The 13207-nt window shown below is 68.6% G+C and carries 11 protein-coding genes; 5 read left to right on the top strand and 6 right to left on the bottom strand.

Annotated elements, in window-relative coordinates; genetic code table 11:
* Positions 1–861: 861 nt before the first annotated feature.
* Both istB and OH809_RS00535 read right to left on the bottom strand, forming a co-directional pair.
* Positions 862–1695, bottom strand: a complete 834-nt coding sequence (gene istB, locus OH809_RS00540) for an IS21-like element helper ATPase IstB (protein WP_406415338.1) — start codon at positions 1693–1695, stop codon at positions 862–864.
* On the bottom strand, positions 1692–2672 hold the full coding sequence (locus OH809_RS00535) for a Mu transposase domain-containing protein (protein WP_406415336.1): 981 nt from the start codon (positions 2670–2672) through the stop codon (positions 1692–1694). Before OH809_RS00535 ends, istB begins: the two co-directional genes overlap by 4 nt.
* 179 nt (positions 2673–2851) lie before the next feature.
* Here OH809_RS00535 and OH809_RS00530 point away from each other — a divergent pair, with 179 nt between their 5' ends.
* On the top strand, positions 2852–3445 hold the full coding sequence (locus OH809_RS00530) for an Imm21 family immunity protein (RefSeq protein WP_406415335.1): 594 nt from the start codon (positions 2852–2854) through the stop codon (positions 3443–3445).
* A gap of 27 nt (positions 3446–3472) precedes the next feature.
* On the opposite strand, the gene OH809_RS00525 is transcribed toward OH809_RS00530, so the two are convergent.
* Together OH809_RS00525 and OH809_RS00520 are read right to left on the bottom strand one after the other, a co-directional pair.
* Positions 3473–5302, bottom strand: coding sequence for a tyrosine-type recombinase/integrase (locus OH809_RS00525; protein ID WP_406415333.1), 1830 nt, complete (start codon positions 5300–5302; stop codon positions 3473–3475).
* On the bottom strand, positions 5302–6324 hold the full coding sequence (locus tag OH809_RS00520) for a tyrosine-type recombinase/integrase (RefSeq protein WP_406415331.1): 1023 nt from the start codon (positions 6322–6324) through the stop codon (positions 5302–5304). The genes OH809_RS00525 and OH809_RS00520 overlap by 1 nt, the downstream gene beginning before the upstream one ends.
* 999 nt (positions 6325–7323) lie before the next feature.
* Between OH809_RS00520 and OH809_RS00515 the strand changes: the two genes are divergently transcribed.
* Positions 7324–7560 (top strand): hypothetical protein, encoded by a 237-nt coding sequence (locus OH809_RS00515; protein WP_406415329.1) that lies wholly within the window; start codon positions 7324–7326, stop codon positions 7558–7560.
* Positions 7521–8873 carry an endonuclease domain-containing protein gene (locus OH809_RS00510; protein ID WP_406415328.1) on the top strand — a complete coding sequence of 451 codons (1353 nt, stop codon included), beginning with the start codon at positions 7521–7523 and terminating at the stop codon, positions 8871–8873. Before OH809_RS00515 ends, OH809_RS00510 begins: the two co-directional genes overlap by 40 nt.
* A gap of 313 nt (positions 8874–9186) precedes the next feature.
* On the opposite strand, the gene OH809_RS00505 is transcribed toward OH809_RS00510, so the two are convergent.
* On the bottom strand, positions 9187–9825 hold the full coding sequence (locus OH809_RS00505) for an SMI1/KNR4 family protein (RefSeq protein ID WP_406415326.1): 639 nt from the start codon (positions 9823–9825) through the stop codon (positions 9187–9189).
* A 189-nt stretch (positions 9826–10014) separates the two neighbouring features.
* On the opposite strand from OH809_RS00505, the gene OH809_RS00500 reads away from it, so the two are divergent.
* Complete coding sequence (locus OH809_RS00500) at positions 10015–10188, top strand: hypothetical protein (RefSeq protein WP_406415325.1); 174 nt, start codon at positions 10015–10017, stop codon at positions 10186–10188.
* An 825-nt stretch (positions 10189–11013) separates the two neighbouring features.
* Positions 11014–11148: a hypothetical protein gene (locus OH809_RS00495; RefSeq protein WP_406415323.1), complete on the top strand. Its 135-nt coding sequence runs from the start codon at positions 11014–11016 to the stop codon at positions 11146–11148.
* 56 nt (positions 11149–11204) lie between these two features.
* Here the strand turns inward: OH809_RS00495 and OH809_RS00490 are convergent, their stop codons facing one another.
* Positions 11205–13040, bottom strand: coding sequence for a glycoside hydrolase family 15 protein (locus OH809_RS00490; RefSeq protein WP_406415321.1), 1836 nt, complete (start codon positions 13038–13040; stop codon positions 11205–11207).
* Positions 13041–13207 lie beyond the last annotated feature (167 nt).

Genomic DNA, 13207 nt, shown 5'->3' with positions numbered 1-13207 from the left:
CATTCATCCGCCGGTCCACCATTGGCGCGGCAACCCGCCACCGCAGCAAGAAGCAACGCGTGGCGGATGCATGGCATGGCGGCAATCCGCCATGCACCGAACAAGACTTTTCCGATGAACCATCACCACATTGCCCAGCAGCGTCCGGATGCGTATCCGTGAGCTGCGCCATGAGGACCGGCTGCACACTCCGCTGTCCTCGGCGCAGGGCGCACAGCGTTGTTGTCGGTGGCGGCGGTGCTCAGCGGCCGGGTTCCAATCCTGAATCAACCGTCAGGTACTTCGACCACGGCTCGCAGCGGGACGGCAGAAGGCGTCGGCGGCCAGCCTGAGAAGGAGCTCCCGGAACTGCCGGAGCGGCGGGCCTCCTGTTGCTCGGTGATTCGACACCAACGAGCTGTTCAGGAGGCCCTGCTCGTATGCGCCCAGCGCCCCGCGACCACCCAATCGAGACTCCCGTTCGACGGACACCGCTCAAGATCGGAACGACAACAGCTACTTAGCTTGGGGGTTTATCGCCAATCTCGTCAGCGGGATCGGCCACACGGTAGCGGCCCATGCTCCTGGAGATCAGAACGGCGCCCAGAGGGGTCATGCCATAGAGCACGGGGAAGTCTTTGCCGAATCTGGTGATGAGGAAGGCCAGCCCTGCGAGGGCGATGATCAGGACAGGGACGCCTGATGACGTGGCTGCAAACGATTCCCAGTCGGCGCCATCCCCGCGCTTCGGTGAGCCGTGTCCAGTCTGACGGTGACATGACGTCAGCGTAGTCGTGCAGCACTCGGCGATGCAGCTGTGTGTTCGTGAGGGCCGAGGCTCGGGGGCGAAGGTGTGAGTCCTTGCCCCCGGCCGGCAGGTTCTCAGGCCGCCGCCGCCTTGCGCTTGGCGGTGGTGCTGGCGAGGCGGAAGGACTGGGTGCCGGTCTCGATGATGTGGGCTTCGAAGGTGAGCCGGTCGACGATGGCCTGGCAGAGTCGCTTGTCCGTGAAGGTCTGGTCCCACTCGGTGAACGGCCTGTTCGACGCGACGGCGATCGCGTGCCGTTCCTCGCGCTCGGTGAAGATCTGGAATAGCAGCTCGGCGCCGTGCCGGTCGAGCTTGACGTAGCCGAGCTCGTCCAGGCAGAGAAGGTCCACCCGGCCGTACTTCTTGATCGTGCGGCCCAGCTGCTTGTCGCTCGCGGCTTCGGCCAGCTCATTCACCAGGTTCGCCGCGGTGGTGTAACGGACGCGCCCGCCGGCCTCAGCGATCGCGGTGCCTAGCCCGATCAGCAGGTGCGACTTGCCAGTGCCGGAGTCACCGATCAGGCAGAGCGGGTTGCCGGCCTGGACCCAGGCGGGCTGCATGAGGGTGTTGATCACCTCCTGCGGAATGTTCGGGTTCTTCGAGAAGTCGAAGTCCTCGATCCGCTTCGGGCGGGGGAAGTTGGCTTCCTTGACCCGGCGGACCTTGCGGCGGGCGTCACGGTCCTCGCACTCGCTCTCCAGCAGGTCGGCCAGGAAGTCCGCGTAGGACGCCTGCTCGCGCAGGGCCTGGGAGGCGAACTCGTCCCAGCGTGAACGGACCCCGGACAGGCCCAGGGTCCGGCAGGCCGCGTCGATCGTGTCCGAGGGGTTCGGCCCGCGCTGAGCAGGCAGGCCGAAGGAACCCCACCGCCCCGAGGTCGCAGGGGCAGGGGTGGTGCTCTGCGTCATGCTGAGCCTTTCGGTTGGATAGAGAGCAACTGGCCGTAGGCGGCCAGCGATGGTTCAGGCCGGGAGTCCGGCGGCAGGACAGGCCGCCGCTGCGGCAGCGAGATGACCTGCGCGGAATCCGGTTCCGGCTCCGCCGTGTCGGGCTCCGCCGTCACCGTCACCACGGCGGCGTGCGGGGCGATGACCACCGGCGGCGGACCCCCCGCTGCGGCAACCGCCTTGCGGGCCTCGATGGCCACCAGGTCCGGCGAGACCGAACCGGCCTCCAGGACCGCTTTCATGCCCGCGACGACCGCCTCGTCGGGCAGCCGCCGATGCAGCAGCAGGACCTCGATCAGGGCCCTGGTCCCCGCCGAGCGTCCCCGCGACTCGACGGCCGCCGCCCAGAACGCGTCGTGCGTCGCGGTGAACTGCCCGCTCTCGCGGGCCGCGGCGAGCCCGGTGGAGTGCTCCAGGGCGCCGGGCTTGTGCCGCAGGATCTCCAGGTAGTGGTCCAGCAGGTCGCGGAAGCCGTAGCGGCCCGCCAGACGCGGATGACGGACCACCAGCTCGTTGCGCTCGAAGACCCAGACCTCGTCCGCCCGCAACGAGACACGGACGTTTGTCCCGATGAAGCGAGCCGGGACGGAGTACTTGTTCTGCCGGACCGTGATCCGGGAGGTCTTGTCGACCTTCGGCGTCAGCGTCAGCCCGATGTCGAAGTCCTCGAACGGCAACGGGGCCAGCAATGGGGCCTCATAGTCGAAGTCGAAGCCCACCGAGGTGGGCCGGTTGTCGATGTGCCGGACGTCCTCGTCGATCTCGATCCGCTCGATCTTCTCGTTCAGCTCGGCGAGCGTGTCGACCTCGGGGACCGGGACCAGGTGCGACCGGCGGAACCGCCCGCCCTCGTGCTCGACGCCGCCCTTCTCATGGGCGCCCTCGACGCCGGGACGGCAGTAGAAGGCGTCGAATCCGTAGTGCGACCGGAAGGCCACCCACCTCTGCGACTCCACCCGCGACCGGCCGAAGCAGACCTGCGAGACCGCCGGCTTGAGGTTGTCGTAACGGATGTGCCGGGTCGGGACACCTCTAATATGCGGGTCTTGGTGTCAAGAGATGGCTTGCGTGGGCAGCCTGACGGCTCGTTGTCAGAGGCCCCGGGGATACTGGCGTCATGACGCCGTTCCCCTCCACCGCAGCCGGCTCGGCCGAGCCTTCCCGCACCTGGGTCGAGTCGATGGGCGGCCCGCTGATCGCAGTGCCGGTTTCCGCGCTGACCCAGTGGCATGGTTGCACCCAGTCGGGGATGGTCGTCGGCAGCGGTGACGTTCTGGACGACTACGACCGCGCCTGCGAGGTGGAGGGTCTGGCCGGCGTGATCGCCGTCGGCGAGGAGGGCGCCCAGGGACTTGTCCTGGCGGACGAGCCGGCCAGCAGCTTCTATCTGCCGGAGCACCAGGCCTTCGTTCGCTGGCTGGGCGCCAACAGCGAGGCCGACCTGATCGCCGCGGCCCGGGCCGTGCTCGCCGACTCCACCACCATGTGGGAGGAGTACGGCATTTGGGAGACGGACGGCCCAGCGGTTCTCATGGACTCCGTGACCGCCGGAGCCGAGCTCAGCGTCGAGTACCCGAACGGCGGAGGCATGCCGGAGCAGGCCCCCGTCGCCCTGCCGCCCGGCAGCTGGATGGTCCGCGCCGTCCATGCCTCACCCATCGAGGACACCTCGGTGGGCGTGATCCGACTTCTGCCTCAGCCATCGAGCTGAGCGAGATCAGCCCTCGGCAGGAGGAGGTCAGGACGCTTCCCCGTCGAGTCGGCTGAGGAGTCCGTCGAAGATCTGCTCGCGGGCGACCTGTCCCTTGGCCGCCGCGTCGTCTCGCTGGCGTTTGAGGGTGGGCCGGAACTCGATCGTGGTGACGAAGAACGTGCAGGACTCGCAGATCGATTCGAAGTGGCAGTCCATCTCGACGGGGCGAGCGCAGTAGCCGTTGCCGAGCATCCGGCGGTGCATCTCCCGCCGGAGCTTGGCCATCTCCGTTCCCTCGGCGTCGGCGGGCAGCTGGCGCGGGGCGTCGTAGAGGGCCTCGACCTTCTCCGAGACGGCGAAGTACTCGTCGGCGACGGTCCGGTCCGCGATCCGGGCGTAAACACGTGTCATGGACAACGAGCGGTGTCCGAGGAGTGCGGCGATGGCTTCCAGGGACATGCCCCGGTTGATCGCCTGGGTGGCCAGAGTATGGCGGAGCTGGTGCGGGGTGACCCTGCCCAGCCCTGCCCTCTCGGCCGCCTTGCGGACCGCGGCCTCGATGCGGGAGGCGTTGACCGGGCGGCCGTGGTCGGTGAACAGCAGGTTCGAGCGCAGGCCCTCGGGCCGGTGCAGCAGCCAGTCGTCCAGCAGCGTCTTCAACTGCGGGTGCAGGGGAACGTAGCGGTCGGTGTGCATCTTGCCGACCGGGACACGGAGCCAGTAGGCGGACCCGATCTGCACCACCGCGTCAATGGTCAGGCCGAGCATCTCGCTGCGGCGCATCCCGGTGCGGGCGAGGATCTCGATGCCCAGCCGGGCGAACGGATCGGGATCCTGGCGGGCGGCGGCCAGCAGCTTGGCGGCAGCGGCGTCGTCGAGGAAGCGGGGCAGCGGCTCGTCCGCGATCGGGAAGTCGCTGTCGAACACCAGCTGGCGGGGTGGCCGGTCGGCGGCGTCCCACTCGTCCAGGCGGCGGAAGAAGCCGCGCAGTTTGCTGAGGCGGTCGCGGACGGTGTGCCGGTGCAGCGGTCCGCCGCGGGCGGCCGGCCGTTCCAGCAGCCACTGCCGATAGTGCTCGACGTGCCTTCGCCTGAGCTCGGCGACGCGGGTCACGGTGGTGTCTTGGGTGGCGACCAGCAGGGCGAACTCCCGCAGTGTCAGCTCGGCGTTCTTCACGGTGCCCGGCCGCACGGTTCCGGCGATCTGCTGCAGATAGTGGTGCATGGTGTCGGTCATCCCGGGCGGGACGCGGGCCCACTCTCGGGCCCGCATGTCGGCGCGGTCCGGGGACCGTCGCCTTGGGAGCTGATCACTCAACTCGCAGTGGAACAGGGTCGCTTCCAGGTTGAACAGGGCGGTCGACAGCGCCTTGACGCCGCGGTTGGGGATGCGGCGGGCGGCCTCCAGCAGTAGGCGGCGACCCTCGTCCCAGTCGCTCTGCTGCAGCTCTTCCGGCTGCTTGCCGAACAGCGCGATGAAGTGGGCGAGCAGGTTGAACTGGGTCATGGCGACCGTGTCGCGGAAACCGAGCGCGCGGGCGGTCTCCATGAACCGCAGATGCAGTTCCGGTTCCGTGCGGGCGAGGACGATGCCCAGTCGCGGGCGCCGGGCGACCAGGTAGTCCGCTCCGGGCTGCAGGCGTCCGGTCACCGAGAGCCAGCTGATGAACCGGTGGGTCTCGTGGTTGAAGGCGAGCTGGCGTTCCAGCGGCAGGCGGCAGAAGTCGGCCAGGTCAGGGACTTGGGCGAGCAGTGCCCGAGCTCCCCAGCGGACCTTGTGATCAGTGCCCATGCCCTGCGCAGCCCGGTGGGCGAGGTAGCACTCGACGAGGTCCGGGTTCACGATCGGCAGGGCAGCGGCGCGGGCTCGGCGCATCAGGACTCCGCCCGGTCGGCGTCGATGGCGGCGCTTGCCTCCAGGTACTGCTCGACGAGCCAGCTGTTCGCCAGGTGGATGTAGACGCGGGTCGACTCGATGGAACGGTGGCCGGCCTGAGCCTGTACCGCCTCCAGGGCCATGCCCGCCTCCCGCAGCCGGGTCAGGCATGTGTGGCGGAGCTGGTGGCAGGTCAACTTCGGCAGTCCGGTGCGCTTCCGGACGCCGTCGAGGATCTCGTCCAGGCCGTCGGCGGAGAGCCGCCGGCCACGGGTCGGCCCGCGCAACACCACGAACAGCCGGTCGTGCCCGACCGGCGGACGCTCGCGGTCCAGGTAGTCGCCGACCGCGCTGAAGAACTGTGCAGAGATGGGTATCAGGCGCTGGTGGCCGCCCTTGCCCTCGCTGATGAAGACCCGACGCTCACCCGGTGAGAGGTCACCCAGGCGCAGACCGAGGACTTCGCAGCGGCGCAGTCCGCCCAGCAACATGGCCAGGACCATGGCCCGGTCCCGTGCGGTGTTCAGCGCACCGAGGACCAATTCGACCTCGTTCGGTCCGAGGACGCGCGGGAGGGTTCGGGGCGTGCGCAGGAGCGGTGCCCCGCGATTGCCGCTGCGGCGGCGGTTGGCCAGCCCCGTCGGCACCGGGTTGCGATCAATGGCCAGGTCGTCGCGGGTCATGAGGTAGCCGAACAGCCCGGAGATGCTGGCAAGTCGGCGCTTGATGGTCCGGGCCGAGAGTCCTGCTTCACCGTCTTCGAGCCGGACGACCTTCGGTCCTCGCCTCGGCTTCTTCTGCGCGGTGATGAACGCGAAGATGTCCGCGGTGACGACGTCGGTCGGCTCCTTGGGCACCACTGAGAAGAAGACCTTCAGGTCGTAGGCGGTGGCCAGCAGGGTGTTCGGCCGGCAGCGGGCGGCCACGAACTCCAGGTAGTCGTCGACCAGGGCGTGCCCGAGTGATGCCGTGGGGTTCCCTGCGGCATCGACGCGTCGTACCAACTGCGGCTGCCAGGCCATCCGAGCTCCTCGACGGGAGCGACCATCCTGACCGGGAACACGAGATCGCGGAAGAGTTGTCACCCACATAACCGCCCAGGATCCGGAAGGCGTCCACGTGCCCCTGCATGAAGGCTTCCTGCCCGGACGTGGAGAACACCCGGTGGACCGCCTTGCCCGAATATGACAGCCGCAGCGTGAACAGCTGGCAGGCCATCGGCTTGCCATCGACCCGTACCCAGACCTCGGCGAAGTCGACCTCGGCCTCCTCGCCGGGCCGGTGGAACTGCGGAACCATGCCCTCCGTCAGCATCCGGAAACGCTCAGCCTCCTCACGGATCTGCGGCCGGCGCACTCGCAGGTAGTCGTTGAGGGTGCTGTAGGCGACGGGGAATCCGTACTCGTCTCGCAGCCGGTCCATGATCCGTTTGTTGGTGTGGCGTTGCTTCGGCGGCGCGGTCAGATCCGCCCGCAGCATCTCGTCGATCCAGCCCTTGCCCTGGTCAAGAACCGACCGGCGCGTCTCGATGGGCTTCCGCGCAGGTGGCAATGCACTGTCCAAAGCCTGGCGCACCACCCGGCGGTGCACTCCGTAACGCCGAGCAAGAGTCCGGACCGAGGCGTCCTCCAGCCTTCGGTCACGACGAATCCGCTCGAACAACTCAACACGCTGCAAAACCCGGCCTCCTGACACGGCCAGCTGACAACCCGCACAGCGTGATCCCGGCCACGAACCCGGGTCAATCCGGCATTACTCCAAACGAGTGCATCCCGCCTCAATGACTCCTAGATGGGGCCAAAACAATCCGTTCTTCACCCGGGTCCAAAACAACCCGTTACCCCGGGGCCAAAAAAGGCCGTCCTAGACAGTGAGCCATACGTCGGGCTCGCCGTACGTGCTGCCACTGTCATGAGATGAGAGATCGGGGGTGTCGGTACTGTCACCGGGCGGTATACGTGAAGGTCGCGTACTGACACGAAAACGAGAGGTCGCAGCGATGTGAGAACGGAGTGGTCGTGATGCGTGAGGCGTACGACGGGTACCAGGCAGCGGGCCGGCTGAAGGTGCCGGTTGCGGCCTGGCGGTGGGCGGCGGCCTCGAACCTGGTCCCGGCCGCCAATGCCGCAGTGGGTCTGGGGTCGCGCGCGGTCGTCGAGGCCACAGATGCGGAGGCGATGCGGGCGGCGCTGCGGAGACCGACCGTTAGCCTGTCGGTATGTCAGAGCGTGTCATCCCGGGCCGTACGGGCGGCCTGATCACTCCTGGTGCCGCGGACGCTCTGTGGGCCGGCTTGACGGCCGGCAGCGCTGTGCCGACGGCTTCTGCGGCGTTCACCTGCTCTCCTGCCAATGCCCAGGCGGGCTACGTCCTACTCGGCGGCCGTGTGGTGGTGACGGTGAAGGTAAGCGGCGGCCAGTGGAGTGTTCCGGAGACTGAGGTGCGCCGGGCGGCAGCGGAACTGAACGCGGTTGAGATGGACCGCCAGGACCTGGTCCGCATCGGTCCGTTCCGTAGCGCGCAGAAGCAGAAGCAGAACGAGAAAACGCCGCTGCGATGGCGCCAGCGCATCACCCGGGAACTGCAGGAGCTGGGCGACCCCGAGCGGGCAGCACAACCTGAAGGCGGCCGGCCGCACCATCTGGCGGGGATCGACTGGCGGCGGATACTCGTGGAGGAAACCCGCGACCGGACGGCGCGGACATGGTGGCTGCCGCGCGCCGTGGTCAGACTGCTGGACGCGGCCGAGCACACCGAAACGCAGTGGCTGCAAGCCGCACGGACCCGCCAGGCAAGCGCAACCGCCACCGAGTCGCCCTCCCACCACTGGCAGGCCCGAGCCGCCGACGGCCGGCAGACGACGAGCCCCCACTGCCCAACCGCCCCACTGCGCCCGTACAACGAGGAACTGAAAGGCCACCTGTACTCGGTACTCAGCAGGAAACCCGGCACCTCCCGCAAGGTGGCTGGGTGGACTTGCGCCATCTGCCGCACCGCACCCGCCGCCGTACTCGACCACTGCCACGAACACGGCTACGTCCGCGCCCCCGTCTGCCACTCCTGCAACACACAAGAACGCCCCGACCACCTCTACAGCAACGACATCCGCGTGGCCAACCACTACACACGCCTCTTCCACACCCACACGGCCGACTGGCTCCACCACTGGCACCGCTGCCCCGGCTGCCGCACCCGCACCACCCTCCCACTGCCCCACCTCGCCGCATGGACCGCCCACATAGCCTGCCGATCACTGCGCCCGACCCACCGCGACCCCCGCGGCTCCCGCGCACGCAAACCCTGCGGCGCGCTGCGCGTGTCCTGGACGGGCAGCCAGAACACGCCCCGTTCCTGCCTGCTCACTGTCGCCGTCGACTTCTGCCCCTCCGGCGAGCACCGTGTCCTGGCGCGAGTCCCCTACCGCGAAGCCGCCGAGCGGTTTGGCACTTGGCTGGCCGAGACCGCCCCTGCCGTTGCCGCCGCGGCCGGACCCGACCGCCTGGATGGCCTCCCCACCCGGTTTCGGCCAGTCATCGCGGACACCAGCAGTGAGGGCCTGGCGCTGTTCTGAGCAAACAGCGGGCGCCTTCTAAAGCGTCTGGCCGCAGGTTCGAGTCCTGCCGGGAGCATTGCCTGCGATCTCTCGGGTTCGTGGCAGTGGTGTGAGAGACAGTGGGCCTTGGTGTTCCCGGCCATGGCCACGCGCTCCAGAGCCTGGATCCAGATGGTCCGCCAAGCCCCGCCGGCCGTCCTGGCAGACGCCCTTGGCATGGACCCTCAGACGGCGATGGGCTATGCCGAGCGAGCCGGAACGGACTACCTGGGCTACGCAGCCCTGCGAAGTCCTCGGGGACCCGAAAACGCTTGAGGCGAGCGCCTGAAGATCAGGTCGTGGCCCAGACTTCAGCACGCCAGCCTGGCAGTTCCTTGTCCAGCCACTCCTCGACGGTCCTCCGCCAAGGATCCGAGGGATCGCTGTCGGCGACATCGGCCCAGGCGTCCTCCGCCATATCGGGGTCGATGAACAGGCTGTCGAGGTAGGCGTCGAAGTCGTCAGCGACCTTCGTGAAGACATGGCTGCCCAAATACCCCGGCCAGGCGATGGCATGGACGAACGCATGGAGCTGGCCACGAGTGGCCGGGTTCAGGTCCAGGAAGAGGGTGTCGCTTCCGCCGTTGCGGGCGATGGGCAGCAGGCCGGTCAGGGGCACGTTCTCAGCGAGCCACCCGTCGCGACTGCGCCGATACTCGCCCAAGAGAGTTCCCCAGCCGTACTCACTGGCGTCGTCACGGCCCAACTGGTAGAGGCCGTCGAAGCCCTGGACCGGTTCTGGTTCACAGGCAGGGAGGTGGACCGAGTAGTCCAGCTTCTCCCCGCCAGCGGCTTCCAGGAACGAGCGGTACGCGGGTGGCAGGGGCAGCCCGATCTCCCGTTCGAGCGCGACGCACTCGCCTGGGTCGAACGGCCTGAACGGACCGCCCACCAGGCGACCCCGATACCAACGCGAGAGCTCCTCGGACACGGACGGATTGTCGCACCCCGCTACGACAGCCCCCGAGGGCTACTCACCCCTCACCAACAGCCGTCCTTACCAACACATGGGCTGGCGCGGATTCGACGGCCTCCCGGCCCCGGGCGGTTCACCCCGGTCCCGGAGGGGGAGGGTGCAGGCGCCCGCCGGACGGACCGGCGGCAGGGGAGAGGGGCGAGGATGCCGGACAAGAGTGTGTGGGGCGACTACGCGGAGAGCAGGGCGGACTCGGCGGCCGGCCGGGAGGGCGAGGAGAAGCAGACCGACGCGATCGGGGAGGGCTTGGCGGCCGTCGCGTACGCGCTGCTGGACGTCGCCGCGGCGATCCGGGAGAGCACCGAAGCCCGCCAGTAGTAGGGGAGCGGCCCGGCGGCGGCAGCATCGGCCGGACGCAGGGCGCGCCGCCGGGCCGCTCCAGTCTCTCCCACGTCGTCCTCGGCTCGGCGGGGGTGTCCGCTTCGGGTGTGACGGTCCGGCCCATGAACTAACAAGGACCACCTGCCCCACCGCTCGATCCGCTCGCACCTCAGCGCCCCGGCCCTGGCAGGAGCTGTACGCCCGGCTGCTGGCCGGGCTGCTCCTGGACCTCCTCGTCGACTGCGGCGGGGACGGCTTCGACACCGGATCCCCTTGGGACATGGGCCTCGGCCTGCTCGCACTCGCGGCCGTGCACACCGGGCTGGTGCGGTGGCTCGCCGTGCTCACCCGCCGGGACCGGTGAGGCTCGACGGGTCCTCCTCGCGCGCGTACGCGTGCGCGCATATGTGCGACATCCCGCAAGTTCGAGATCGGCGTCGCCGACCCGGACCGGCGCCGCCAGCGCTACCCGGAGCCCGTAGGCCGCTGACAGGCACGGCGGAACTGCCGGAGACGACGACGCTCCCCTACGCAACAACCGTGGGGGAGCGGCGCGCCCACTACGGGTGAACGTCCCAACGGGCGGCCCCCCCAGGACTCGGCAGTCTGAAAGCACGGCCCGCCCGGCCCGGCGCCCGAAGTCTCCCAGTACCTGGCGTCGGTGGTCTGTCTCGTGCTCCCCGCACAGCCAATTCGCCCACACACATTCCGGGTACCGTTCCGGATCCGACGCATGCAGCCGCTGCGCGACCCTGGGCAGCCCCTTCGCGAAGGCGGAGGCCTCATGGTCCGGTGATGGAAGGTGATGGTGGTCTGCAGGTCATGGACCGCCATCGTTTCCAGCGGCGCGGCCTGCAGCGCCCCCATCCGCTCACCCCGCAGCTGCTCCTCGCGTTTTTCGTCGCCGGCGAGGCGGGCTGGGGTGACGACAGGGTCGGTCAGCCGCCGGCTCAGTGACCGTGGAGACCAACTTCGCACCGCGACCGGAGTTCGGCAGCCCGCGCCTGGTTGATTCACCGATCTGTCTGGCTGATGCGTGTGTTCTCCGCCTGGTGGATGGCTCGTGCGGTGTTGATCAGGCCGATGTGGCTGAAAGCCTGGGGGTAGTTTCCCAGTGCTTCGCCGGTTGCGGGGGAGACTTCCTCGGCGAGGAGGCCGACGTCGTTGGCGCAGGTGAGGGCAGATTCGAAAACTTTGCGGGCGCGGGTGGTTTCCCCAGTGAGCGCCAGGGCGTGGGCGAGCCAGAAGGTGCATAGGAGGAATGAGCCTTCTTCGGATGTGAAGTCATCGGTGAGGTAGCGGCGTACGTGCCCGCGTGCATCCGTGAGCTGGTCGGCGATCGCCGTCACGGTGGAGCGGACGCGGGGATCGTCGCCGGGCAGGAATCCCACGAGGGGAATCACGAGTGCTGATGCATCGAGTTCGCTGGAGCCGAACGACTGCGTGAAGGCGCCCAGGTGCGGGTTCCATCCTCGGGTTTCGATGGCCGTGCGGATCTCTTCACGCGTGTCTTGCCAGGCTGTGACGGTTGCAGGAGTCGCTCCGAGGGCGGGAGTGAGGCTGATGGCGCGGTCCAGCGCGACCCAGCACATGAGTTTCGAGTAGAGGAAGTGCCGACTGGGCCCGCGCACTTCCCAGATGCCCTGGTCGGGCTCGCTCCAGCGGTGGGCGGCGGTCTCGGTTGCTTGGCGGAGGAAGGTGCGGATGGGCGGATCGAACCACTCGCCGTGGGGCAGTGTCTGGTGCGCTGCGTCGAGCAGTTCCCCGTAAACATCGAGCTGGTGCTGGCGCCAGGCGTCGTTGCCGGAGCGCACCGGTGTGCTGCTGCGCCAGCCGCTCAGGTGTGGCAGGGTGCGTTCGCTCAGGTCCCTTTCGCCCCCGATCCCGTACATGACCTGGAGGTCCACGCCGCGTTGGAGCTGGGTCGCCGCGGCTCGTGCGAGGAAGCCGAAGTACGCGGCCTTTTCCTTCTTGCAGGCGGAGGTTGACAGCGCCTGGAGGGTGAAGCTGGCATCGCGTACCCAGGTGTAGCGGTAGTCCCAGTTGCGGTCGGCGCCGACGCATTCCGGCAGTGAGGTGGTGGGGGCGGCGACGATGGCTCCGGTGGGAGCGAAGGTGAGGGCTTGGAGTACGCGTCCGCTATGGGCGACCTGGTCTTGCCAGGGGCCTTGGTAGCCCTGGTGCGCTCGTGTCCACGAGCGCCATCCGTTGATGGTGTCGCTGAGGCGTCGGCGGATGCGGCCAGCACGCCAGGGGGCTGGTTCCTTGTCCCCCCAGGTGGAGGCGGACTGCAGTGCTAACCCGAGCCGCTGCCCGGCACGAAGGACGATGTGGCCATGCGCTGTCGATCCGTCGGTCGTCAACGGGAGCGGGGCGGAGAGCACCAGCCGGTGAGCGCCACCACTGGCGGTGAGGCCGCCACGCACAGCGGTGAGTACCGGGTGGATGAGGCCGAACTCCGGTCGCGGTGCGAAGTTGGTCTCCACGGTCACTGAGCCGGCGGTGCAGGTGACGTGACGCAGCATGATGCCGGGCGAGGATGCCCCGAGTGCGTGTCCTCGTTCCCGGTTTCCCATGGCAAGAGTGTCGAGCAGGACCATTGTTCCGGTCGGTGTGCGGAATGTGGTTTCCAGCGTCAGGGTCTGCGGCACGTAGCGGCGGCTGACCTCGCTCGGACCGCGCGGGCGGATCGACCAGTGGCCTGCATTCTCGTCGAGCAGACGGCCGAAGACGGAGGGGCTGTCGAATCGGGGGAGGCACAGCCAGTCCACCGACCCGTCCGTACCGACCAGCGCGGCTGAATGGCAGTCCGACAGCAGCGCGTAGTCACCAATCGGGCGCGTACTCATGGCTGGCTTGCAGCTTGGGCAGGGACCACGCGCTGCTGGGGGAGTGGTCCGATGCACATGCTCACGGGGCGGATTCCTTGCCCGGCCCGGCCTGGGGCCGGAGGGCAGGCTTTGACAGGTCCTGCAGGACGGCCTTCCGTTTCCCGCTCGCGGGGCGTCCCGCCCGC

The organism is Streptomyces sp. NBC_00873, from assembly GCF_045207415.1.
Classification (GTDB): domain Bacteria; phylum Actinomycetota; class Actinomycetes; order Streptomycetales; family Streptomycetaceae; genus Streptomyces.
The sequence above is the reverse complement of the archived record's forward strand: the minus strand, read 5'-3'. Positions and strand labels throughout refer to the sequence as shown.